Origin of the sequence: Paraburkholderia graminis (genome assembly GCF_003330785.1) — a bacterium.
Lineage (GTDB): Bacteria > Pseudomonadota > Gammaproteobacteria > Burkholderiales > Burkholderiaceae > Paraburkholderia > Paraburkholderia graminis.
This window is the reverse complement of the sequence record NZ_CP024935.1, coordinates 1717656-1741413: the sequence shown is the minus strand read 5'-3', so window position 1 is coordinate 1741413 and position 23758 is coordinate 1717656. Positions and strand designations below refer to the sequence as shown.

17 protein-coding genes are annotated in these 23758 nt (G+C 64.0%); 7 read left to right on the top strand and 10 right to left on the bottom strand.

Translation table 11 applies throughout. The annotated features are described in order from the left end of the window. Positions 1-221 precede the first annotated feature (221 nt). Positions 222-2042, top strand: a complete 1821-nt coding sequence (locus CUJ91_RS25925) for an ATP-binding response regulator (RefSeq protein WP_114157493.1) — start codon at positions 222-224, stop codon at positions 2040-2042. Here the strand turns inward: CUJ91_RS25925 and CUJ91_RS25920 are convergent. The 4 genes from CUJ91_RS25920 to CUJ91_RS25910 form a co-directional block, all read right to left on the bottom strand. Next, the gene (locus CUJ91_RS25920) at positions 2008-2772 is read right to left on the bottom strand and encodes a response regulator transcription factor (protein WP_107710397.1); all 765 of its coding nucleotides are present in this window, start codon (positions 2770-2772) and stop codon (positions 2008-2010) included. The two genes, CUJ91_RS25925 and CUJ91_RS25920, sit on opposite strands and share 35 nt — an antisense overlap. A gap of 340 nt (positions 2773-3112) precedes the next feature. After that, positions 3113-3271: a hypothetical protein gene (locus tag CUJ91_RS34515; RefSeq protein ID WP_006052350.1), complete on the bottom strand. Its 159-nt coding sequence runs from the start codon at positions 3269-3271 to the stop codon at positions 3113-3115. Then, complete coding sequence (cydB, locus tag CUJ91_RS25915) at positions 3246-4250, bottom strand: cytochrome d ubiquinol oxidase subunit II (protein ID WP_006052349.1); 1005 nt, start codon at positions 4248-4250, stop codon at positions 3246-3248. The genes CUJ91_RS34515 and cydB overlap by 26 nt, the downstream gene beginning before the upstream one ends. A 30-nt stretch (positions 4251-4280) precedes the next feature. Continuing rightward, positions 4281-5693: a cytochrome ubiquinol oxidase subunit I gene (locus CUJ91_RS25910; RefSeq protein ID WP_006052348.1), complete on the bottom strand. Its 1413-nt coding sequence runs from the start codon at positions 5691-5693 to the stop codon at positions 4281-4283. A 549-nt stretch (positions 5694-6242) separates the two neighbouring features. Between CUJ91_RS25910 and CUJ91_RS25905 the strand changes: the two genes are divergently transcribed. The 3 genes from CUJ91_RS25905 to ilvD all read left to right on the top strand — a co-directional run bounded on the left by CUJ91_RS25905 (position 6243) and on the right by ilvD (position 10607). Further along, the gene (locus CUJ91_RS25905; protein WP_114157492.1) at positions 6243-7100 is read left to right on the top strand and encodes an NAD-dependent epimerase/dehydratase family protein; all 858 of its coding nucleotides are present in this window, start codon (positions 6243-6245) and stop codon (positions 7098-7100) included. 32 nt (positions 7101-7132) lie between these two features. Next, positions 7133-8431 (top strand): MFS transporter, encoded by a 1299-nt coding sequence (locus CUJ91_RS25900; RefSeq protein ID WP_053860241.1) that lies wholly within the window; start codon positions 7133-7135, stop codon positions 8429-8431. A gap of 316 nt (positions 8432-8747) precedes the next feature. Beyond that, entirely contained in the window at positions 8748-10607 is a 1860-nt protein-coding gene (gene ilvD / locus CUJ91_RS25895) for a dihydroxy-acid dehydratase (RefSeq protein ID WP_029971773.1), read from the top strand. Between the two features lie 111 nt (positions 10608-10718). Here the strand turns inward: ilvD and CUJ91_RS25890 are convergent, their stop codons facing one another. The 3 genes from CUJ91_RS25890 to garL form a co-directional block, all read right to left on the bottom strand. Next, the gene (locus tag CUJ91_RS25890; protein ID WP_232292381.1) at positions 10719-12632 is read right to left on the bottom strand and encodes a glycoside hydrolase family 28 protein; all 1914 of its coding nucleotides are present in this window, start codon (positions 12630-12632) and stop codon (positions 10719-10721) included. Between the two features lie 307 nt (positions 12633-12939). Then, entirely contained in the window at positions 12940-13854 is a 915-nt protein-coding gene (locus tag CUJ91_RS25885; protein WP_081653117.1) for a 2-hydroxy-3-oxopropionate reductase, read from the bottom strand. A 33-nt stretch (positions 13855-13887) separates the two neighbouring features. Continuing rightward, positions 13888-14694 carry a 2-dehydro-3-deoxyglucarate aldolase gene (garL, locus tag CUJ91_RS25880; protein WP_114157490.1) on the bottom strand — a complete coding sequence of 269 codons (807 nt, stop codon included), beginning with the start codon at positions 14692-14694 and terminating at the stop codon, positions 13888-13890. Between the two features lie 238 nt (positions 14695-14932). Here garL and CUJ91_RS25875 point away from each other — a divergent pair, with 238 nt between their 5' ends. After that, positions 14933-16540 carry an aldehyde dehydrogenase (NADP(+)) gene (locus CUJ91_RS25875; RefSeq protein WP_006052341.1) on the top strand — a complete coding sequence of 536 codons (1608 nt, stop codon included), beginning with the start codon at positions 14933-14935 and terminating at the stop codon, positions 16538-16540. Between the two features lie 465 nt (positions 16541-17005). Next, entirely contained in the window at positions 17006-18376 is a 1371-nt protein-coding gene (ltrA, locus tag CUJ91_RS25865; RefSeq protein WP_006046962.1) for a group II intron reverse transcriptase/maturase, read from the top strand. Between the two features lie 136 nt (positions 18377-18512). On the opposite strand, the gene CUJ91_RS25860 is transcribed toward ltrA, so the two are convergent. From CUJ91_RS25860 to kdgD, 3 genes are all read right to left on the bottom strand, one after another. Further along, entirely contained in the window at positions 18513-19256 is a 744-nt protein-coding gene (locus CUJ91_RS25860; protein WP_006052340.1) for a FadR/GntR family transcriptional regulator, read from the bottom strand. A 166-nt stretch (positions 19257-19422) separates the two neighbouring features. Then, complete coding sequence (locus CUJ91_RS25855) at positions 19423-20772, bottom strand: MFS transporter (protein ID WP_114157489.1); 1350 nt, start codon at positions 20770-20772, stop codon at positions 19423-19425. A gap of 176 nt (positions 20773-20948) precedes the next feature. Next, positions 20949-21866: a 5-dehydro-4-deoxyglucarate dehydratase gene (gene kdgD / locus CUJ91_RS25850; protein WP_114157488.1), complete on the bottom strand. Its 918-nt coding sequence runs from the start codon at positions 21864-21866 to the stop codon at positions 20949-20951. Between the two features lie 217 nt (positions 21867-22083). Here kdgD and garD point away from each other — a divergent pair, with 217 nt between their 5' ends. Continuing rightward, entirely contained in the window at positions 22084-23673 is a 1590-nt protein-coding gene (garD, locus tag CUJ91_RS25845; protein WP_053860243.1) for a galactarate dehydratase, read from the top strand. Positions 23674-23758 lie beyond the last annotated feature (85 nt).

Here is a 23758-nt window from a genome sequence, read left to right as displayed (position 1 = left end):
CGCCTATATGGATTAAGTGTTAGCTGATGGGTAAACTGCCGGGTAAACCATCCGGCAGCACGCCCCTGATTCGTCTGATAAGAAAGCGGCGGCCGCGCGCCGCTGCATTGCAGTAGAACCGTGCAAGCTCTTGCGCAAACACGCCGCAGCGCGCTCCGTGCAAGCGCCAGGCTCTCGCGCCCCCTCACCGAATTTGCCGTGCCCGACAAGGAGACCGCGCGATGCGGGCTGACCCGATCCAGCGTGCAATCGACGAAGACCTGGTGCGCGTGCTGTACGCACAAGACCCGATCGCTTTCTTCTCGCACTGGTTTTCGATCGCCGTGCTGGTGGCCATCTACTGGCCCGCGATACCGTCGCCGCCGCTTTTCATTGCCTGCTTCGGCTTCTATGCGGCCGCCAACTGCGCGGGTCTCGCGCTATGGATCTGCAACCGGCGCTATCCGCATCTGCTGTCGCCGCGCGGCTGGATCAACGTGCACGCGGTGCGCGGCGTGCTGCTGTACAGCGCACCGGGCATCGCGATCTGGTTCGCGTTCCAGAGTCCGCAGAGCGACTTGCCGCTGCTGCATACGGTGATGCTCGTCACGCTCGCAGCGGGCGTGTTCATGTCGAACGGCTTCGACCTGCTGAACTTCGCCACGGCGATTCCCTTTCTGCTGTTTCCGTCGATCGTGCTGCATTTCGGCATGCATACGTTCGATCGCACGATTCTTGCCATCGTGCTCGCGTTCTTCTTCTGCGCGATCAACGTGTATGCGCTCAGTTACCGCAAACTGTTCCAGCAGGTCGTGCAGGCGCGCGTCGATCAGCAGTATCTGGCGGAATCGCTGGCGGCGCAAAAGCATGTCGCCGAAGAGGCGAGTCTCGCGAAAACGCGCTTTTTCGCGGCGGCGAGCCATGATTTGCGTCAGCCGTTGCACGCCATCGGGCTGCTGGCGGCGTCGCTCAACGATTCCGCCGCGACGCCCGCGCAGCACGCGAAGACCGCCGAGCACATCGTCCATAACGTCGAGGCGCTGAACCAGTTGTTCAACCAGGTGCTCGATCTCGCGCGGCTCGAAAGCGGCGTCACGCAGGTGATCCGCTTGCATTTCCGGCTGTCGGAACTGTTCGAGCGCGTCGGCAGCCAGTATCGTCCGCAAGCGGCGGCGAAGGGGCTCGCGCTGCGAATCGCGCCGACGTCGATGGTGGTCCACGACGATCCCGTGCTGCTCGAACGCGTGCTGAGCAATCTGCTGTCGAACGCTGTCCGCTATACCGAGGAAGGCGCGATCTGGCTCGGCTTCCGGCGCGCGGGGCGAACCAATGGCGGCTATATCGAAGTGCGCGATTCGGGCATCGGCATTCCGGCGCAGGAGCACGAGCGTATTTTCGAGGAGTTCTATCAGGTCGCAAATCCGCAGCGCGACGCGCGCCAGGGGCACGGCCTCGGCCTGCCGACGGTGAAGCGCCTCGTCGGCATGCTGGGCGGCGAATTGCAGTTGCGCTCGGCACCGGGACGCGGCTCGGTGTTCCGCTTTCCGGTGCAGGCGGGCGACGCGAGCGGCATCGTCGCAAGTCTGAATGAGGCGGTGACGGGCGGACCGACGGCGCAAGGACGCCGCGTGTTGTGCATCGACGACGAGCCGTCGATTCTCGAAGGTCTTTCGAGCCTGCTCGGCCGCTGGGGCTGCATCGTGCAGGGCGTACGCGACGAAACCGCCGCATTGGCCGCGCTCGAGGACGGTTTCGTCCCCGACGCGGTGCTTTGCGATTACCAGTTGGCCAATCACCGCACGGGCGCGCAGGCGCTGACGGCGGTGCGCAGCGAACTGGCGCGCGCGGGCCACGAGGGTGTCGTGATGCTGCTGATTACAGGCGATATGGCGTCGGCGGAGCTGGCGGCGCTCGCCGCGCAAGGCATTCCGGTGTTGCACAAGCCGGTGGCGGCGGCGCGCTTGCGGCGCACGCTCGACATGCTGTGGCAGCAGGCGGAGATCGATAAAGGACCAACGCCGCCGCCCGCTACAGCGTTCTCCCCGCTTCAAGCCAGCCGTTGATCACGGCGATTGCCGTCGACCGGTTGTGCACGCCGAGCGCCCGGAAGATCACCGACAGATGCACCTTCACCGTGCCTTCGGCCACGCCGAGTTCGCGCGCGATCATCTTGTTGGTCCAGCCGCGATGCACGAGCCGCATGATGTCCTGCTGACGCGGCGACAGGTTTTCCAGCAAGTGCTGCTGATGCGGCTGCAACGGCTGAAGTTGCACGATGGGCTCGGTGAGCGTCGCGGTGCCTGGGTTTTGGCCCGCTGCGGTGCTCGCCACCGGTTGAGGCGAAGCGGCGGCGCGCTCCGCGCATGCCTGCGCCGGTTGCGCATCGCGCGAGCCGAGCAGGCTCAGCGCTTCCATCGGCACATAAGCGCCGCCCGACAGCACGAGTTCGATCGCCTTCAGCATCACGCTCGCGGGCTGCCGTTTCGGCACGAAGCCGAGCGCGCCGGCGGCCAGCACTGCGCGCATCTCGTCTGGCGACTCCTCGGCGGAAAGGACGACCACCGGCAGCGCCGGATTCGCCTTCAACAGCATTTCCAGCGACGACGCTCCGCTCATGCCCGGCATATGAAGATCGACGATCGCGAGATCGTGATCCGCGTCGGGCCGCGCGGCTGCGGCGAGGGTTTCCCAGGTATCGGCTTCGTCGAATTGGGCGTCGGCATCCAGCCCGCGCAGCATTCCCTTGACGCCTTGCCGGATCAGTTCATGGTCGTCCGCCACAAGAAACTTCATGATGTCTCCACGAGTCGAGCTTGCGTGTTGTGGACTACCGCTGTTGCCAGGCCCCGTTTTACTTCTATTGTCGTGAATCGCATCATTGCCGGCTACCCCGTGATCTAAGCCGATCGGTTGACGCGGCGGCCTTGCGGCTCGCCGCGCCGGTCATTCTCTGCTTGTGGCATCGCCGGCGCCACGTTTTTTTGTGTGCCCTGTGCGGGCAGGTCTCTCTCGCGCATCGGCCCCGGCTTGCTAGGTAGACGAGCCGCGCGCGCCGTTTTTTAAGCGCCGCCGGGCGGACGCAAGAGCTTATGCGGCATGGATCGAATTGCCCGCGCGCGCACGCGGCGAGCGGCTATTTCACGGCAAACAGCGTCGCATTCATCAGAAGCTTGAACGCGTAGCCGAGCGACATCGCCGAGCCCACGCCGAAGCACCAGAGCGCGATGAACCAGAGCCAGCCTGGCAGCCTGCGCGCGGATCTGATCCTAGTGATAGTGATGTTGGTCGCCATGACGCACCTTTCCGCGGAAAACCCAGTAACCCATCGTCGTATAGGCGACGATGATCGGCAGAATCACCGCCGCGCCGACCAGCGTGAAGGTCTGGCTCGAGCGCGGCGCGGCTGCTTCCCACAACGTCACGCTCGACGGAATCGCGTACGGCCACAAGCTCACCAGCAGCCCGCCGTAACCGAGCAGCACGAGCAGGAGCGCGAGCACGAACGGCATGTTGTCATGCCGCTCGCGCACCGCGCGGCGCATGAAGAACGCGCAGACCGCGACCATGAACGGCACGGGCAGCAGCCGGTAGAACAGGCCGTCGTCGAACCAGCGTTGCGCGATGTTCGCGTCCTGCAGCGGCGTCCACAGGCTCACCATCGCGATGAAGCCGAGCAGCACGACCGTCAGCGGCCAAACCATGCGATGCAGGCGGCGCTGCAGATCGCCTTCCGTCTTCGCGACGAGCCAGCAGCAGCCGAGCAGCGCGTAAGTAACGACGAGTCCGAGGCCCGCCAGCAGGCTGAACGGCGTAAGCCAGCCGAAGGCGTCGCCGGCATACGCGCCGTCGATCACCGGAATGCCTTGCAGAAACGCGCCCAGTGCGACGCCCTGGAAAAACGCCGCGCCCGCCGAGCCGCCGATGAACGCGAGATCCCACAGGTGCTTCGTTCGATTCGCCTTCGCGCGAATCTCGAACGACACGCCGCGAAAGATCAGGCACACGAGCATGAAAATGAGCGGCAGATAAAGCGCGGACAGCACGGTCGAATACACCATCGGAAAGACGGCGAAGAGGGCGGCGCCGCCCAGCACGAGCCAGGTTTCGTTGCCGTCCCAAACGGGCGCGACGGTGTTCATCATCAGGTCGCGTTCTTTCTCGTCGGGGAAAAACGGAAACACGATGCCGATGCCGAGGTCGAAGCCGTCCAGCACCACATACATGAAAAGGCCTAGCGCGATGATCGCGGCCCACACTACGGTTACGTCCATTTTGTGACTCGGCTAAGAGAAGAGATCGGGTTACGCGGCGTCGATCGCCTGATCGGCGGCGGAGAAAGGGCGGCGCGCGGTCTGGTCCGGCGTGTGGGCAGGCGCGTCGTGCGGCGTCTGTCCGGGCAGCGCCGGGCCGGAGCGCATCAGCTTGAGCATGTAGTAAATGCCCGTGCCGAACACGAGGAAATACACGACCACGAAGGCCATCAGCGAAATGCCGACCTGCTGCGCGGTAAGCGGCGACACGGCCTGCGACGTGCGCATCACGCCGTACACGACCCACGGCTGACGGCCGACTTCAGTGGTCACCCAGCCGGCCAGCAGCGAGATGAAACCGCTCGGACCCATCGCTACCGCGACGCGCTGGAACCACTTCGACTCGAACAGCGTGCCGCGGCGGCGCAGCACCCATGCGGCAATCGACATCGCGATCATCAGCATGCCGAGCCCGGCCATGATGCGAAAGCTCCAGAACACCACCGTCGAATTCGGCCGGTCTTGCGGCGGGAATTCCTTGAGGCCGCGAATTTCGCCGTCCCAGCTATGCGTGAGGATCAGGCTGCCCAGGTGTGGAATCGACACCGCATAGCGCGTGGTTTCCGCCTGCATGTCGGGGATGCCGAACAGGTTCAGCGCGGTGCCGCCTTTCTCGGTTTCCCACAAACCTTCGATTGCCGCGATCTTCGCCGGCTGATATTCGCGCGTGTTCAAACCATGCTGATCGCCGACGACCGCCTGGATCGGCGTGAGAATCAGCAGCAGCCAGAGCGCCATCGAAAACATTTTCTTGACGGCCGGATCGCGCCGTCCGCGCAGCAGATGCCACGCGCCGACCGCGGCGACCACGAGCCCCGCGACGATGAACGCCGCGAGCGCCATATGTGCGAGCCGGTACGGGAACGACGGGTTGAAGATGATCTTGAACCAGTCGAGCGGCACGACCTGGCCGTTCACCACCTCGAAGCCTTGCGGTGTCTGCATCCAGCTATTCGACGCGAGAATCCAGAAGGTCGAGATGAGCGTGCCGATCGCGACCATCAGCGTCGCGCCGAAATGCGCGCGCGGGCTCACGCGCTGCCAGCCGAACAGCATGATGCCGAGGAAGCCGGCTTCGAGAAAGAACGCGGTCATGACCTCGTACATCAGCAAAGGTCCGGTGACGGGTCCGGCGAAACTCGAGAAGCCGGACCAGTTGGTGCCGAACTGATAGCTCATCACGACGCCGGAGACGACGCCCATGCCGAAGGCGACGGCGAAGATCTTCGACCAGAAGAGGCACAAGTCCTTGTAGTAGGTCTTGCCGGTTTTGAGCCAGCGCCATTCGAGCACGGCGATGAAACTCGCGAGGCCGATGCTCAGCGCCGGAAAAACGATGTGAAACGAAACGGTGAACGCAAACTGGATGCGGGCGAGGTCGAATGCCGATATTGCGGAGTTCATGATCGTGAAGGCGTGATGCCGCTCGTTGCGGACTACGCGCGTCGACCGGTGTCGGTGCGCACTGCGTTTCGCAGATGGCCGAAGATTAGGCCAACACGGCGAATTATGCTGCGGCGCGACGTGCGTCAAAGAACCGCGTTGTTTTGTGCGGTTTTGCCGTTCGCGCGTGGCAAATGACTGATCTGTATCAGCTTTTTCTTATTGCTTGCGAGGACGCGTTTTCCCCAGGTGGGGCGTGAGTGCGGCAATCGACCGCGTCGCAGCAAAGGGTGGGGCGGGGGTTGGCGTATGGCGTGGGCTTGTTGAGAGCGATGCGGTTTGCGGCGGTGGCCAATGGCGCGGTGAGTGTCGAATGCGGTCGGTTTGTTTTCAATGTCATACGACATCGCACCATAAATTGAGCCTGCGGCTTGTCGTTCAGTGCCTGAAAGTATCGAAAGGCACACCGACACCTCGGGTAAATGCCTAGTTGAAATGCGATTCCGCATCGTTGATAGTACGTTATCGTACAACTAGCCCGCGCACGAGCCGGTGCAGTAAAGGAACCCTATGAAGAAGATTGCCCTTAGTGGCGCCGGTGGCCAGCTTGGCTCGGTCGTGCGCGCCGCGTTCATTGCGCGCGGCACGCCGCTGCGTTCGGCGGCCGGCTCGAAGCCGCTCACGCCGCTCATCGACGGCGAGGATGTGATGCACGGCGACCTGCGCGATCGTGCGGTCGTCGACCGGCTGCTGGAAGGCGTCGACGTGCTGATCCACTTCGCCGGCACGAGCGTCGAGCGTCCGCTGCCCGAGATCATCGAAAACAATTTGCGCGGTCTCGTGGAGGTGTACGAGGGCGCGCGGCGTCACGGCGTGAAGCGCATCGTGTTCGCCAGCTCGAATCACGCGATCGGCATGTATCCGGTGACGGAGCGGCTGAGCCTCGATTGCGAACTGCGTCCCGACGGTTTTTATGGCCTGAGCAAGGTCTGGGGCGAAGCGCTCGCCCGCATGTACTGGGACAAGCACGGCATCGAGAGCGTGTGTGTGCGCATCGGCAGTTGCCTCGAGCGTCCGACCGAGCCGCGCCATCTCAGCACCTGGTTCGGCCACGCGGACCTGATGCATTTCCTCGACCGCTGCATCGAAGCCGACGATCTCGGCTTCATCACCTTGTGGGGCGTGTCGGCCAATACGCGTAGCTGGTGGGACAACAGCGGCGCAGCGCGCCTCGGCTACACGCCGAAGCAGAACGCCGAAGACTACGCCGACGAAATCCTGGCCCGTCCGAATCCGCTCGATGCGCTCGGCCAGCGCTTCCAGGGCGGCGGCTTCGTCGGCATCGATTATTCGCGGCGCGAGGAAGAGGGCGCGGGCACGGGCGCGGGCACCGGCGCGGGCAGCGCTTCGGCGGCGCGGCCGGCCTGAAGCAAGTTAAAGCATTACCAGGAGACGCAGCAATGAAGATCAAGGGCATCCGCTGGTGGATGGTCAGTCTGGTCGCAGCCGGGCTCATCATCAATTATCTGGCGCGCAATACGTTGTCGGTGGCCGCGCCGACGCTGATGAAAGACCTGCACATCACGACTGAGCAATACGCTCACGTTGTAGTCGCATGGCAGCTTTGCTATGCGTTCATGCAGCCGGTCGCGGGCTTTCTGCTCGACACGGTCGGCACCAAGATCGGCTTCGCGGCGTTCGCGCTGGCCTGGTCGCTCGCCTGTGCGGCGGCAGCGTGGTCGACGGGATGGCGCAGCCTCGCTTTCTTCCGCGGCCTGCTCGGCATTGCCGAGGCGGCGGGCATTCCGGCCGGCGTGAAAGCCACGAGCGAATGGTTTCCGGCCAAGGAGCGTTCGGTGGCGATCGGCTGGTTCAACATCGGTTCGTCGATCGGCGCCTTGCTCGCGCCGCCGCTCGTGGTCTGGGCGCTGTTGCATGGGCAGTGGCAACTGGCGTTCGTGATCGTCGGCGTGGCGGGGATTGTGTGGAGCGCCGTGTGGATGGTGCTGTACAAGCATCCGCGCAAGCAGAAGCTGCTCGGCGACGCGGAGCGCGACTACATCCTGAGCGGTCAGGAAGCGAAGCATAGCGACGATGGCGCGCCCAAGCGCAACTGGTTCGCGATGATGAAGAGCCGCGACTTCTGGGCGATCGGCATTCCGCGCATTTTGTCCGAGCCGGCATGGCAGACCTTCAACGCGTGGATTCCGCTTTACATGATGACCGAGCGTCACATGAACCTGAAGGAAATCGCGCTGTATGCGTGGATGCCGTTTCTCGCCGCGGATATCGGCTGCGTGCTCGGCGGTTATCTGAGCCCGCTGTTTCACAAGTACGCGAAGGTTTCGCTGTTCACGTCGCGCAAGATGGTGTTCGTGGTCGGCGCGCTGTGCATGATCGGGCCGGCGTGCGTGGGCCTCGTCGCGAGTCCGTATGTGGCGGTCGCGCTGTTGTGCGTGGGCGGCTTTGCGCACCAGACGCTGTCGGGCGCACTGTACGCGATCACGTCGGATATGTTCGGCAAGAACGAAGTCGCGACGGCCACCGGCATGGGCGGCATGGCCGGCTATCTCGGCGCGGCGGCTTTCACGGCGCTGTTCGGCGTGCTCGTGACGCAGGTCGGCTACAGCCCGCTCTTCGTGGTGCTCGCGGTGTTCGACATCATCGCGGCGGGCGTGGTGTGCCTGCTCGCGAAGAGCGCGGACAAGACGCCCGAGCCGCGCTGGTCGCAGGCGAATGGCGCGGTCCCGGCCAAGTAATCGACGCAGATATTCGACGAAGATTCGACGAACACATTCGACGAAGCGTGCGCGCCGGCATCACGCGGCGCTGACGTTCAGCCAAAGCGGCGCCTGCGGGCGCCGTTTTCGTTCACGGGTCAGTCCGTTGCACACCGCCGCAAGCCTCGCCGCGAACGCCGCCCAGCCGCACTTGCGACCCGCACACCGCCGGACCCTGTGGGATAATTGCGCGTTTTGCCCGCGGCGCGGCTCACGAGGTTGTTCGCACGGGCGCTCGAGGGGCCGTCACTCCCTTGGCCCGCTTCTTTCAAGCGATATTCATTCAACAACCACGATGCCCGCATACCGTTCCAAAACATCCACCGCCGGCCGCAACATGGCGGGCGCGCGCTCGCTGTGGCGCGCCACCGGCATGAAAGACGAAGACTTCTCGAAGCCGATCATCGCGGTCGTCAATTCGTTCACGCAGTTCGTGCCCGGCCATGTGCACCTGAAGGACCTCGGCCAGCTCGTCGCGCGCGAGATCGAGGCCGCCGGCGGCGTCGCCAAGGAATTCAACACCATCGCCGTCGACGACGGCATCGCGATGGGCCACGACGGCATGCTGTATTCGCTGCCGAGCCGCGACATCATCGCGGATTCGGTGGAATACATGGTCAACGCGCACTGCGCCGACGCGATGGTGTGCATCTCCAACTGCGACAAGATCACGCCCGGCATGCTGATGGCCGCGATGCGCCTGAACATTCCGGTGATCTTCGTGTCGGGCGGCCCGATGGAAGCGGGCAAGACGCGCCTCGCCAATCCGAAGACCGGCACCATCGAATTCAAGAAGCTCGATCTCGTGGATGCGATGGTGATCGCGGCCGACAAGGCGTATTCCGACGCCGACGTTGCCGAAGTCGAGCGTTCCGCATGTCCGACGTGCGGCTCGTGCTCGGGCATGTTCACGGCCAATTCGATGAACTGCCTCACCGAGGCACTCGGTCTTTCGTTGCCGGGCAACGGCACGGTGGTCGCCACGCACGCGGACCGCGAGCAGCTCTTCAAGCGCGCCGGCCGCCGCATCGTCGGACTGGCCCGCGAGTATTACGAAGAGGAAAAGGCGAGCGTGCTGCCGCGCGCGGTCGGCTTCAAGGCGTTCGAAAACGCGATGACGCTCGACATCGCGATGGGCGGCTCGACCAACACGATTCTGCATTTGCTGGCCATCGCGCGCGAAGCGGAGATCGACTTCACGATGACGGACATCGACCGCCTGTCGCGCGTGGTTCCGCAGCTGTGCAAGGTGGCGCCCAACACCAACAAGTACCACATCGAAGACGTGCATCGCGCGGGCGGCATCATGGCGATCCTCGGCGAACTGGACCGCGCGGGCAAGCTGCACACCGACGTGCCCACGGTCCACGCGCCGACGCTGAAAGACGCGCTCGATCAGTGGGACATCGTTCGCACTGACGACGAAGCGGTCAGGACTTTCTACATGGCCGGCCCGGCCGGCGTTCCGACGCAGGTGGCGTTCAGCCAGAACACGCGCTGGCCGAGTCTCGATCTGGATCGCGCCGAAGGCTGCATCCGTTCGTACGAGCACGCGTTCTCGAAGGAAGGCGGCCTTGCGGTGCTGACCGGCAACATCGCGCTCGACGGCTGCGTGGTGAAAACCGCCGGCGTGGACGAAAGCATTCTGGTGTTCGAAGGCACCGCGCACGTCACCGAATCGCAGGACGAAGCGGTCGAGAACATTCTCGCGGGCAAGGTGAAGGCGGGCGACGTGGTGATCGTCCGTTACGAAGGTCCGAAGGGCGGGCCGGGCATGCAGGAAATGCTTTACCCGACGAGCTACATCAAGTCGCAAGGTCTCGGCAAAGCATGTGCGCTGCTGACGGACGGCCGCTTCTCGGGCGGCACGTCGGGGCTGTCGATCGGCCACTGTTCGCCGGAAGCGGCGGCCGGCGGCGCGATCGGCCTCGTGCGCGACGGCGACAAGATCCGCATCGACATTCCGAACCGCACGATCGACGTGCTGCTGTCCGACGCGGAGCTGGCAAGCCGCCGCGAGGAGCAGAACGCGAAGGGATGGAAGCCGGCCAAGGCGCGTCCGCGCCGGGTGTCGGCGGCGCTCAAGGCTTACGCGAAGCTGGTGATGTCGGCCGACAAGGGCGCGGTGCGCGATCTGTCGTTGCTGGAAGATTGATTTTGCTCAGCGCGTCATGCGCTGTTAGCAATAAAAACCGTAGAAAAACCGCTCTCCCGAGCGGTTTTTTTTCACAACGCGGCGCAGCCGCAACTCCGCCGTGTTCGCTGCTTACCGCTGATCGACCACGTTCGTGTTGTACGTCGTCCCGCCGATCACGACGTTCTTCAACGCAATGCCGTTGACGTTGTACGCATAGATCGGCCCCGGCGTGGTGGCGTTGGCCGGTCCCGCGCAAACGGCAGTGCCGAGATTGCAGTTCGAGATCGTCACGCCGGTGATCGGCGGAACGGTCGGCGCGGGCGTCGGTCCGTTGTAGTCGAACGCGACGGGGCCTTGCGCGACGATCGCCTGAAAACACGAAGCCGTGACGCCGTTGAGCGTGACGTTGCTCGCCTGCACGTTCGAGATGTTGACGTTCTGCACGACTGCCGGCCGCGTTCTGATTGCGTCGTTGGCCGGCTGATAATCGCAGTCGAATGTAATCAGGCCGCCCTGAGCCGCGGACGGATTGGCCGCAGTCGCAGTCACCACGCCAAGCGGCACCGTGCCGTTGATCGGGCTGCCGGCGAGCAGCGCGCTGCCGTAGCCGCCGCCTTTCAGCGCGACGCCGTTGGGCAACGTGACCTTGTCGACGTAGAAGTTCTTCACGAAGCCGCCGCGATTCATATTGGTCTTGATACGGATCGCGATATTGAGCGGATTGGTCGCCCAGTTCTGATTCAGCATCTGGAGATTGCGCGCGTAAATGTTCTGCACGCCGCCGCCCATTTCGCTGCCGAGCGTAATGCCGCCGTGGCCGCTATTCATCGTGCAGTTCTGGATCACGTGATTTTGCGCGGGACCGTACTGCGTATCGAGATCCTTGCCCGACTTGATCGCGATGCAGTCGTCGCCCGTGTTGAAGGTCACGCCGTCGCACAGCACGTTGTCGCACGCGTCGGGATCGAAGCCGTCGTTATTCGGACCGATGCTGTTGGTCGTCACGCCGCGAATCACGACGTTCTTGCAATCGGTCGGATGATGCTGCCAGAACGGCGTGTTGTTCGTGGCGTAGTTTTCCATCAGCACATTCGTGCAGCCGATGAACTCGACCATGCATGGGCGCAGATAGTGACCGAGGCCGAAGATGCGCTTCGCAATCGGCACGCCCGCTTCCGAGAGCGCGGGCAAGTAGTTCTGGTCCTCTTGCCAGGGCGTCGTCGGACTCGTCAACTGTGTGTAGAGCGCGTCGGAAATGCCGGGCGCAACAGTTCGCAGATCCACGTTGCTCGGATTCTTGTAGACCTGCGAGGGCGTCGACGAACTCACGCAACCGTAGGCCCCATTCGATCCCTTGAAGGTCCACCAGCACGTCGCGGTGTTGCCCGAGCCGGCGAACGGCGTCATCGCCTGACCGTTCAGCACCGAGGTCGCGTCTTCGCCGGTCAGCGCGATGTTCGACTGATTGCGCGCGTAGACGGGCGAGCCGAAGTTCAGGCAATCATTCGCCTGCCAGCGGCTGTAAAAGAGGTTGCCATTCGCGCCGCAGTTGACCGGTCCGTCCTTCGCGTAGTCGGCGGGATTCGGGCTGAAATAGATCGTGCAATTGGCGCTCAAATGAAAATTGACGTTGCTGAGCAGCACGATCGGACCTGCGCAATACCAGTTGCCGGACGGCACCACGACGCGGCCGCCGCCCGCCGCGTTGGCTGCCTGAATCGCGGCGAGGAACGCGGGGCGCGAGTCGAACGAAGACGCCGCGTTGGTCTGGTTCGAGCCGGGGCTCGCGGGCGACGACGAGCCCGTGTACGGATTGGTTGCCGCGACCACCGCGCACGGTTGCGCGCCGTATTGCGTAACGACGAAGTCGCGCGACGGGAACATCGACTGTTTGATGCCGGCGAGCGAAGCGACGATCTGCGTCGCGGCGCCGTAGCTGCCCCAGATCGGATCTTCGGGTGTGAGGCCCGAACTGCCCGAGCCGCCGCACGCGGACAGACCGCCGAGCAGCGTCGCGCCCGCGGAGGTGCCGGCGAACACCATGAACGCCCGGCGTCCAGGTGAATAAGGTTCGGCATGAGCCGCGTTCGTCGATGCTGCCCGTTTGCCGCTGTTTTTATAGTGACTCGCCACGAATGTCTCCTTGCCCTTCAGGGCGTTGTAAATAATCGTCGATGCTCGAAAGTACGGCGTTCATTGCGATTGCTTTTGTTAAGTCAGTCATCCTTAATAATTGAAAGAAACGAAGGGAATTTGTCGGTTTGCGCGGGCCCAGAACGCAACACGCGCCGCTTTACCCATTCATCGACATCGAACGGGCGAAGCGGCGCGGCGGAACGCGCGTGATGGATCAGGTTGTTTGCTGGCCGATCTCGTGATTGGCGAGCACTTCGAGCGCACGCACCATCGCCGAGTGATCCCATGCCTTGCCGCCGTGCGCGACGCACGCATTGAAAAGTGCCTGGCAGGTGGCCGTATTCGGCAACGAAACGCCGAGCGTCTGCGCGGTCGAGAGCGCGAGATTCAAATCCTTCTGATGCAGTTCGATGCGAAAGCCCGGATCGAAAGTGCGCTTCGTCATGCGCTCGCCGTGCACTTCCAGAATGCGCGACGACGCGAAGCCGCCCATCAACGCTTCGCGCACGCGCGCCGGGTCCACGCCCGCTTTCGACGCGAGCAGCAGCGCTTCGCCGACCGCCTCGATCGTGGCCGCGACGATCACCTGATTGGCGACCTTGCACACCTGGCCCGCGCCGACCGCGCCGATCAGCGTGACGTTCTTGCCCATCATGTCGAACAGCGGCTTCACGCTGTCGAAGGTGGCCTGCTCGCCGCCGACCATGATGGTGAGCGACCCGGCCTTCGCGCCGACTTCGCCGCCCGATACCGGGGCATCGAGATAATCCGCGCCCGTTTCGCGCACGCGAGCGGCGAACTCGCGCGTGGCCATCGGCGAGATCGAGCTCATGTCGACCACCGTTTGACCCGCATGCAACGCGCTCGCCAGTCCGTTTTCTCCGAACAGTACGCGCTCGACGTCCGGTGTGTCCGGCACCATGATGAAGATGATGTCGGCCTGCGCCGCGACGGCGGCGGGGCTGTCGCATGCCTGTGCGCCGGCCTTGGTGAGATCGTCCGGCACGCCGCTGCGCGTGAACGCGGCGAGCGTGACGCCGTTCTTGAGAAGATTCGCGGCCATGGGCTTGCCCATGATGCCGAGTCCGATAAAGCCTGCTTTTTGCATGGAATGCTCCAGAGATGTCATGGCGGCCTGGTTTGTGCCTGCGCTGCGCGTGGCTTAGCTCTGGCCGGCCGGTTTCCTGATGAAGTGTTGATGGACGGCCTGCGCGGCGTTTCGCAACAGCCCGAGGTCGGCGCACACGGCGATGACGCGGCAGCCCATCGCGAGATAGCGTTCGGCGTCGGCTTGCACCGGCGCAAGAATGCCGCTCGGTTTGCCCGCGGCCTGCGCGCGTTCGAACACATGGGCGATCGCCTGCTGCACGTCGGGATGCGCGGCGTTGCCGAGATGTCCGTAGGCGGCCGCGAGGTCGGACGGGCCGACGAATACCGCATCGACGCCGTCGACGGCAAGAATCGCGTCGATCGAGTTCACGGCCTGACGGCTCTCTATCTGCACGATGACGCAGACGTTGTCGTTGGCAATGTCAAAATAGTCGGGTACCGTCGCGTAGCGGTTGCCGCGGTGGCCCACCGAGACGCCGCGAACGCCTTGCGGCGGATAGCGCGTGGCGGCGACCGCGCGCGCCGCGTCGTCGGCGTTATCGACGAACGGCACGAGGAAGTTGGAAAAGCCGCTGTCGAGCAGCCGCTTGATGACGACGCTCTCGTTGGCCGGCGGGCGCACGACCGGCGCGCTGCGACTGTCCTTGAGCGCCATCAGTTGCGGGATCAGCGTGAGGACGTCGTTGGGCGCGTGTTCGGCGTCCAGCAGCAGCCAGTCGAAGCCGATCACGCCGAGCAGTTCGGCGACAATCGGGCTCGCGAGCGAGGCCCAGCAGCCGACCAGCGTTTCACCGCTGCGCACGGCGTGGCGAAAGCTGTTGGGAAGAGACTGATAAGGCTGGCAGGGCGCGGCTGGCATGAACGTATTCCTCGAACGGCAAATGGATCGGGTCAAGTTCCGACGATGGCTGAACCGCACGTTATAGGTCGTCGTATATCTATTTCCAGATTAGCACCCGATTCAGCCGTTGTAACGGTCACGTTAACCCGGAATGACGCTGAAAGCCCATGTGCGAGTAGGCGGTTCCGGTTGCATCGGCACACCCGTATGTTGTAGGATGACTTATATCTAGCGCTCTAATACAAGGAAAAGAGACATGTCCCATTCCAGCGAAGTCACCGGCCAGATCACCGGCGAAATGCTGATCGGCCGCAAGGCCGTGCGCGGCGCCGAACAGGCGCTGCACGCGTTCAATCCCACCACCGGCACGGACATCGCCGAGCCGGTTTTCGGCAGCGGCACGGCTAGCGACGTCAACCTCGCCTGCGAACTGGCGGGCAAGGCATTCGATCCGTACCGGCAACTGCCGCTCAGCGTGCGCGCCGAGTTCCTCGAACGTATCGCGGACGGCATCACGGCGTTGGGCGATGCGCTCGTCGAGCGCGCGCAGCAGGAATCCGGCTTGCCGAAGGCGCGTCTGGAAGGCGAGCGCGGCCGCACGACCGGCCAGCTCAAGCTGTTTGCGCAAGTAGTGCGCTCGGGCCAGTGGCTTACCGCGACGCTCGATTCGCCGCTGCCGGACCGCAAGCCGCTGCCGCGTTCCGATCTGCGCATGCAAAGGATTCCGGTGGGACCGGTCGCCGTGTTCGGCGCCAGCAACTTCCCGCTCGCGTTCTCGGTGGCCGGCGGCGACACGGCCGCGGCGCTCGCGGCCGGCTGTCCGGTCGTGGTGAAGGCGCATCGCGCGCACCTCGGGACCTCGGAGATGGTCGGCCGTGTGATCCAGCGCGTCGCAGCGGAAATGGACCTGCCGGAAGGCGTGTTCTCGCTGATCGTCGGCGCGGGCAATTCGGTCGGCGAGGCGCTCGTCGCGCATCCGGCGATCAAGGCGGTCGGCTTCACCGGTTCGCGCGCGGGCGGCTTGTCGCTGATGCGCGTCGCGGCGGCGCGCCCCGAGCCGATTCCCGTCTACGCGGAAATGAGCAGCATCAACCCGGTGTTTCTGCTGTCGAACGCGCTCAAGCAGCGCACCGAGAACATCGCGCGCGGTTTCGTCGATTCGCTCGCGCTGGGCGCCGGCCAGTTCTGCACGAACCCGGGCCTCGCGATTGCCGTCGACAGCGATGCGCTGAAGAGCTTCGTCGCCACCGCCTCTGAAGCGCTGGCCGCCAAGCCCGCGCAGACCATGCTGACTTCGGGCATCCACTCCGCCTACACGGAAGGCGAGGGCAAGCTGGCCAAGACCGCCGGCGTCGAAACGGTGGCGCGCGGCGCCGACGTAACGGGCCCGAACCAGGCGCGCGCCGCACTGTTCGTGACTGATGCGCAGACGTTCGTCGCCACGCCGGCGCTGGAGGACGAGGTATTCGGTCCGGCATCGACGATCGTGCGCTGCAAGGATGAAGCCGAGTTGTTGCAAGTTGCCGAGCACTTTGCCGGCCAACTGACGGCCACGATCCAGATGGACGCCGCCGACGTGCCCGCAGCCCAGAAGCTCGTGCCGATTCTCGAGCGCAAGGCCGGGCGTCTGCTGGTCAACGGCTTTCCGACCGGCGTCGAAGTCTGCCACGCGATGGTCCACGGCGGCCCGTTCCCGGCGACCTCCGACAGCCGCGCGACCTCGGTCGGCACGACGGCGATCGAGCGCTTCCTGCGCCCGGTCTGCTATCAGGACTTCCCGGCGGATCTGTTGCCCGAGGCGCTGGCTGACAGCAATCCGCTGAATCTGTGGCGTCGCCGCGATGGCGAGATCACGCGCAGCTAAGCGCGCCTGATTGGCGGCATCGAATGAAAATGGCCGGGGAGGTGAACTCCCCGGCCATTTTCTTTGTGCGCCCAGCATGGGCGCAATCTTGTGGGTGCAAGTCCCATCGTGAGTTGACCACAGCGAACGAAGTGAAGCGCAACTGCGTGAGGGCGACCGAGCGTGGGGAGGAAGCGTGGAGCGAAACCGCGAGCCGATGAACAAGAACCGGATATGAGGCGGTGCCGATCAGGGCGAGCGTGCAAAGAAGCGCGAAGCTCTCGTGGTCAAGGATCAGGCAACGTAAATGCGGCGGTTGTGCGGTGAAGGATTGCGTTCTTACCTGGGGAGATCTCGCCTCGTGCCTGAAAGGGCAACGGCGTCGAGCCGGAGCGAGAAGTCAGCAGAGGCCGTAGTAGTCACAGGACAGGTTGATGAGGCCGAAGCTGGTGACGAAGGGCTAAACGGGAAGGAGTGTCCAGCGTCATGTCGATGCGACAGGCAATGCGTCAGATGCCCGCGCAAGCGGGGCGGGTGGGGGTCACGTGCGGTGAAGCTGCACGGCGTACACCGACTAGCGATGAAGCCTGCTGCCCGCGACATGAATCCGGGGACACAGGGTCGGCGCTGCTGGAAGCGGCGCTGACAGGAGAGAACCTGAAGCAGGCGTTCAAACGGGTCCGGTCCAACAAGGGAGCCGCTGGCGTGGACGGTCTGGACGTTGACCAGACGTCGCGTCATCTGGTGACGGCGTGGCCCGCGATCCGTGAACAGTTGCTCAAGGGGACGTACCGGCCCAGCCCGGTACGTCGGGTGACGATACCGAAGCCGGATGGAGGCGAGCGCGAGCTTGGCATCCCGACGGTAACGGACCGGTTGATCCAGCAGGCGCTGCTACAGGTGCTACAGCCGGTTCTGGACCCTACCTTCAGCGAGCACAGCCACGGCTTCCGGCCTGGACGGCGTGCGCACGACGCGGTGTTAGCCGCGCAGTCGTACGTGCAGTCGGGTCGGCGAATCGTGGTGGACGTTGATCTGGAGAAATTCTTTGACCGGGTCAACCACGACATCCTGATTGACCGTCTACAGAAGCGAATCGATGATGCCGGCGTAATCCGGCTGATCCGGGCGTATCTGAGCAGCGGCATCATGGATGGCGGAGTGGTCCAGCAACGGGATCAGGGCACGCCGCAAGGCGGACCACTGTCCCCGTTGCTGGCCAACGTGCTGCTCGACGAAGTGGATAAGGAACTGGAGCGGCGGGGTCATTGCTTCGCGCGCTACGCCGACGACGCGAATGTCTATGTTCGTAGCCGCCGGGCGGGTGAGCGGGTGATGGCACTGCTGCGGCGTCTGTATGGGCGACTGCGGCTGAAGGTCAACGAGACCAAAAGCGCGGTGGCCAGTGTGTTTGGTCGCAAGTTTCTGGGCTACAGCCTGTGGGTGGCTGCGGGTGGGGTGGTCAAACGCAAGGTGGCGGCCAAACCGCTGCTGGCGTTCAAACACCGCATCCGTGAACTGACCCATCGCTCTGGCGGGCGCAGCATGAAGAAAGTGGTGGAACAGTTACGGCCTTACGTGCAAGGCTGGAAGGCGTACTTCAGGTTGGCGCAAACACCCGGTGTGTGGTTGGCACTGGATGAGTGGCTGCGTCACCGGTTGCGCGCGATCCATCTCAAACACTGGCGCCGTGGCACCACCATCTACCGGGAACTGCGTGCGCTGGGGGCATCGGCCGCTGTGGCGCGACAAGTGGCGGCGAACAGTCGTTGCTGGTGGCGCAATAGCGACGGTGCGCTCAAGCGCGTGCTGACCATCGCCTACTTCGACCAACTGGGCGTACCCCGACTCTCATAACCTCAACTTCCCGAACCGCCCGGTGCGGACCCGCATGCCGGGTGGTGTGGCAGGGGTACGGCCTCATGGCCGTCCCCTATGCCGATTTACCGTTGGCGCGTAGTCGTACTTCTATGCGCTTGAAAAACCGGCGCGTTCAGCTATTCGCCTCGGACGTTTCGTTCGCGCGACGCAGCCGTTCGCGGCTATTCGACAGATGCATGCGCATGGCCGCGCGCGCGCCGTCGGCGTCGTGGCGGCTGATCGCTTCGAGAATGCTCTCGTGCTCCAGGTTGACGAGCGACAGGTACGCGTCCGGCTCGGCGCGCGCAATGCCCGCGGAATCGAGACGGTTACGCGGAATCAGCGCGCTGCCCATTTGCGTGAGGATGTCGACGAAATAGCGGTTGCCCGTGGCGCGCGCCACCGAAATATGAAACTGCAGGTCGGCCTCGACGCTGTCGAGTCCGTTATGGCGCGTCGCTTCGATCGCGTCGAGCGCGGCGCGCATGCGCGCGAGGTCTTCCGGTTTGGCACGCTGGGCCGCGAGACCCGCGCATTCCGTTTCGAGGCTGATACGCAATTCGAGGATGCACAGCACGTCGCGCAGCGTGGTGGCCGGCACCATATCAATACCGAGCTTTTCGCGCTGCGGCTCGAGCACGAAGCTGCCGATGCCGTGCCGCGTCTCGATGACCTTGCCCGCCTGCAGGCGCGAAATCGCCTCGCGAATGACCGTGCGGCTCACGCTCAGCGTGACCATGAGTTGCGATTCGGTCGGCAGCTTGTCGCCTGGTTTCAGCGCGTTGGACGCGATCTGCTCGGTGACGTAATTGACGACGAGCTCGGCGAGATTACGAGCGCGTCGTGGCGGTGCCGCGGATGCCAGTGGTGTAGCCATCGAAAACGCCCCTTGAATCAGATAGTTGCAGATACTTTCTGCGATCCATTATACCGTCGTCTGACGACTGATTATAGAAAGGCCGGATCAATTTGAGCGGGAGGTGAGGGCCGGGCCGCAGCGCGCGGCCGCGGCCCGAAGCCGGGCGCTGTAATTCGCGCCGCGCTTAGCGCGGGCGCAGCTCCACGCGCTTGATGTCCTTCACGATCACGAGGTAGCTGAACACCGTCAGCAGCGCGTTCGCGCCGACGAACACCAGCGCGCCGTTGAACGAGCCGCTTTGCGCGACCAGGTAGCCGATCACGATCGGCGTGACGATGCCGGCCACGTTGCCGAACATGTTGAAGATGCCGCCCGACAAACCGAGCGCTTCCTTCGGCGACGTGTCGGCGACCACCGCCCAGCCGAGCGCGCCGATGCCCTTGCCGAAGAACGCGAGCGACATCAGCGCGACGACGATCCAGTCGGTCGAAACGTAGTTGCAGCCGATGATCGACACCGACAGCAGCATGCCGCCGACAATCGGCACCTTGCGCGCGACGGTCAGCGAATGGCCGCGCCGGATCAGCGAGTCCGACAGAATGCCGCCGAGCACGCCGCCGGAAAATCCGCAGATCGCCGGCAACGACGCGACGAGGCCCGCCTGCAGAATCGTCATGTGACGCGCCTGCACGAGGTAGATCGGAAACCAGGTCAGGAAGAAGTACGTCAGCACGTTGATGCAGTACTGCGCGAGATAGACGCCGACCAGCATCCGGTTCGTCAGCAACTGGCGCACGAGCGACCAGCCGCCGGCCTTTTCGACGTCGGCGGGACCGGTTTTCTGGTGACCGTTGATCACGCCGCCGCCCTGTTCGATGTACTCGAGTTCCGAAGCCGACACGCCCGGATGGTCGGCGGGATGCTTCATCACCTTGAGCCAGGTGAGCGCGAGCAGCAAGCCGGCCACGCCCATCACGACGTACACCATGTGCCAGCCGAACGCGTGCGTGAGCCAGGCCATCAACGGCGTGAAGATCACTGCCGCGAAGTATTGCGCCGAGTTGAAGATCGCCGATGCGGTGCCGCGTTCCTTGGTCGGAAACCAGCTCGCCACGACTTTGGCGTTGGCCGGAAAGGCCGGCGATTCCGCCGCGCCCATCGCGAAACGCAACACGAAGAGACCCGTCACCGCGGCGGCCGCGCTGCCGAGCAATCCGATCGAGCTTTGCAGCAGCGTGAAGAGCGACCAGAAGAAAATGCTCGCGGCGTACACGCGCCGTGCGCCGAAGCGGTCCAGCAGCCAGCCGGCCGGCAATTGCGAGGCCACGTAAGCCCAGCTGAACGCCGAGAAAATGTAGCCCATGCGGATCGCGTCGAAGCCGAATTCGGTGCGCATCGCCGAGCCGGTGACCGACAGCGTCGCGCGGTCTGCGTAATTGAACGTGGTGATTACAAAGATAAGAAGCAGGATCGCGTAGCGGACTTTGGTGCGCTTTGCGACGTTGGCGGAACTCGCCGTGCGGCTCATTTCCATGGTCATCTCCTTAATTCTTGTACAAGAGAGCGGGCTCGTGGCCTCGACCGCATGTGCGAAAAACGCCCGGCGACGCGGTCGTCTCCGGGCGCTCCTTGCGCAGCCGTCTATGCGGCTCTCATCTGCGGCAGTTGTCCGCGTGGCCGGCAGTCGATCCGCCGGCCACGCGCGCTGCGTTACTGCGGGCCGAGCGTCTTGATGAGCGCGTCGAGTTGCGCCATTTCTTCTTCGGTCAGATCGGTCAGCGGCGCACGCACCGGGCCGGCGCTGTGGCCGACGAGCTTCGCGCCCGCCTTGACGATGCTCACCGCGTAACCGGCACGGCGGTTGCGAATCTTCAGGTACGGCAGGAAGAATTCGTCGATCAGTTTGCCGACGGTCGCGTGGTCGTCCGCGGCGATTGCGCGGTAGAAGTCCATCGCGGTCTTCGGAATGAAGTTGAACACCGCCGACGAGTACACCGGCACGCCCAGCGCCTTGTAGGCCGCGGCGTAGACTTCCGCGGTCGGCAGGCCGCCAAGGTACGAGAAGCGGTCGCCCAGACGGCGGCGGATCGTCACCATGTTTTCGATCTCGCCCACGCCGTCCTTGAAGCCGATCAGGTTCGGGCAGCGCTCGGCGAGACCCTCGAGCATGTCGGCGTTAAGCTTCGAATTGGCGCGGTTGTAAATGATCACGCCCATGTTCGGCACCGACTTGCAGACTTCTTCGGCGTGCGCGGCGATGCCTTCCTGGCAGGCTTCCGTCAGATAGTGCGGCATCAGCAGAATGCCGTTTGCGCCGTGGCGCTCGGCTTCTTTCGCATACTCGATGGCGACGCGCGTCGGGCCGCCCGCGCCGGCCAGGATCGGCACCTTGCCCTTGCAGACTTCGGCTGCGGTGCGCACGACGTTCGAATAGTCGTTGTGCGTCAGCGAGAAGAACTCGCCCGTGCCGCCGGCGACGAACAGCGCCGAAGCGCCGTACGGAGCGAGCCATTCGAGGCGCTCGGCGAAGGTGTCGGCGCGGAATTCGCCTTGTGCGTCGAAGTCGGTGACCGGGAAGGAGAGGAGGCCTTCTGAAACGGTCTGCTTGAGTTCCTGCGGTGTCGTCATGATGTCTGTATCCAGGCGTCGGTGTAGGTTGGATCAATAGAAATGAAGATTTCTTATACGTCATCGTACAACAACAATTCGGCTAACTCAACGGTGTTTTCGCGGCATAATGGTGCTCTTAGGGTAAATACGGAACATCCCACGCGATTCGCATGTTGTAGGATGACGTATGAATAAGCTGGCGCAGAAGGCGTAAATCGCCATAAGGATCGATGCAATGGAACTTTCACCGCTCTACATTCGCGTTCACCCCAATGACAATGTCGCGATCGTCGTGAACGACGGCGGACTGGGTGAGGGCGCCGTATTCCCCGACGGCCTGGTGCTGCGCGAGCGCGTGCCGCAGGGCCACAAAGTCGCGCTGGCCGATCTGGCCGAGGGCGACGAGGTCATCCGCTATAACGTGGTGATCGGCTATGCGCTGAAGGCGCTGCCCAAGGGAAGCTGGATCAACGAGCACGTGATCCGCATGCCGAGTCCGCCGGGACTCGAAGACTTGCCCATTGCGACGATCAAGGCGCCGGAGATGCCGCCGCTCGAGGGCTACACCTTCGAGGGCTATCGCAACGCGGACGGCTCGGTGGGCTCGCGCAACATTCTGGCGATCACCACGACAGTGCAATGCGTGGCGGATGTGGTCGAACACGCGGTCGTGCGCATCAAGTCTGAGTTGTTGCCGAAGTACCCGAATGTCGACGACGTGGTCGGCCTCGGCCACACCTACGGCTGCGGCGTGGCGATCGACGCGCCCGACGCGATGGTGCCGATCCGCACGGTGCGCAACATCGCGCTGAATCCGAACTTCGGCGGCGAGGTGATGATGGTGAGCCTCGGTTGCGAGAAATTGCAGCCGGAACGCCTGATGCCGCCCGGCACGATTCCGATTGCCGCCGCGCAGAACCCGAGCGAGATCGCGGACATCGGCGATCTTGGCGCCGACGAGAACGGCGACGTGGTCGTGTTGCAGGACGAATCGCACGTCGGCTTCCAGTCGATGATCGATTCGATCATGAGGACCGCCGAAGGTCATCTGAAGCGGCTCAACAACCGGCGTCGCGAGACCTGCTCCGCTGCGGATCTCGTGGTCGGCGTGCAATGCGGCGGCAGCGACGCGTTCTCCGGCCTCACCGCGAATCCGGCCGTGGGCTTCGCGACCGACCTGCTGGTGCGCGCGGGCGCCACCGTGATGTTCTCCGAAGTGACCGAAGTGCGCGACGGCGTCGATCAACTGACGGCGCGCGCGGCGAACGCGGACGTCGCGCAGGCGATCATCCGCGAGATGCAGTGGTACGACGATTATCTGAAGCGCGGCGGCGCGGACCGCAGCGCGAACACCACGCCGGGCAACAAGAAAGGCGGGCTGTCGAACATCGTCGAAAAGGCGATGGGCTCGATCATCAAGTCGGGCAACTCGGCGATTTCGGGCGTGCTGTCGCCGGGCGAGAAAGTGCGCCAGAAAGGGCTGATTTATGCGGCGACGCCGGCGAGCGACTTTATCTGCGGCACGCTTCAGCTGGCGGCCGGCATCAATCTGCACGTCTTCACGACGGGCCGCGGCACGCCGTACAGTCTCGCCGAAGTGCCGGTCATCAAGGTCGCGACGCGTTCCGATCTGGCGCGCCGCTGGCACGACCTGATGGACATCAACGCGGGCACCATCGCGACGGGCACGGCGACGATCGAAGAGGTGGGCTGGGAACTGTTCCGCTTCATGCTCGACGTCGCGAGCGGGCGCAAGAAGACCTGCGCCGAGAAGCTGAAGCTGCATAATGCGCTGGCGCTGTTCAATCCGGCGCCGGTGACCTGAGTGCCGCATCTGGCGAGCCGCGAAATTCGCGGCTCGTTTTACGTGGTGGCTTCACTGCTTCGTTAGCTTCATTTGCCTTATTCGC

Bases quoted from the DNA above. Each gene is read 5' to 3' on its own strand.
- CUJ91_RS25925 (WP_114157493.1), top strand. From the start codon at position 222: ATGCGGGCTGACCCGATCCAGCGTGCAATCGACGAAGACCTGGTGCGC.
- CUJ91_RS25920 (WP_107710397.1), bottom strand. From the start codon at position 2,772: ATGAAGTTTCTTGTGGCGGACGACCATGAACTGATCCGGCAAGGCGTC.
- CUJ91_RS34515 (WP_006052350.1), bottom strand. From the start codon at position 3,271: ATGGCGACCAACATCACTATCACTAGGATCAGATCCGCGCGCAGGCTG.
- cydB (WP_006052349.1), bottom strand. From the start codon at position 4,250: ATGGACGTAACCGTAGTGTGGGCCGCGATCATCGCGCTAGGCCTTTTC.
- CUJ91_RS25910 (WP_006052348.1), bottom strand. From the start codon at position 5,693: ATGAACTCCGCAATATCGGCATTCGACCTCGCCCGCATCCAGTTTGCG.
- CUJ91_RS25905 (WP_114157492.1), top strand. From the start codon at position 6,243: ATGAAGAAGATTGCCCTTAGTGGCGCCGGTGGCCAGCTTGGCTCGGTC.
- CUJ91_RS25900 (WP_053860241.1), top strand. From the start codon at position 7,133: ATGAAGATCAAGGGCATCCGCTGGTGGATGGTCAGTCTGGTCGCAGCC.
- ilvD (WP_029971773.1), top strand. From the start codon at position 8,748: ATGCCCGCATACCGTTCCAAAACATCCACCGCCGGCCGCAACATGGCG.
- CUJ91_RS25890 (WP_232292381.1), bottom strand. From the start codon at position 12,632: ATGGTGTTCGCCGGCACCTCCGCGGGCGCGACGCTGCTCGGCGGTCTG.
- CUJ91_RS25885 (WP_081653117.1), bottom strand. From the start codon at position 13,854: ATGACATCTCTGGAGCATTCCATGCAAAAAGCAGGCTTTATCGGACTC.
- garL (WP_114157490.1), bottom strand. From the start codon at position 14,694: ATGCCAGCCGCGCCCTGCCAGCCTTATCAGTCTCTTCCCAACAGCTTT.
- CUJ91_RS25875 (WP_006052341.1), top strand. From the start codon at position 14,933: ATGTCCCATTCCAGCGAAGTCACCGGCCAGATCACCGGCGAAATGCTG.
- ltrA (WP_006046962.1), top strand. From the start codon at position 17,006: ATGTCGATGCGACAGGCAATGCGTCAGATGCCCGCGCAAGCGGGGCGG.
- CUJ91_RS25860 (WP_006052340.1), bottom strand. From the start codon at position 19,256: ATGGCTACACCACTGGCATCCGCGGCACCGCCACGACGCGCTCGTAAT.
- CUJ91_RS25855 (WP_114157489.1), bottom strand. From the start codon at position 20,772: ATGGAAATGAGCCGCACGGCGAGTTCCGCCAACGTCGCAAAGCGCACC.
- kdgD (WP_114157488.1), bottom strand. From the start codon at position 21,866: ATGACGACACCGCAGGAACTCAAGCAGACCGTTTCAGAAGGCCTCCTC.
- garD (WP_053860243.1), top strand. From the start codon at position 22,084: ATGGAACTTTCACCGCTCTACATTCGCGTTCACCCCAATGACAATGTC.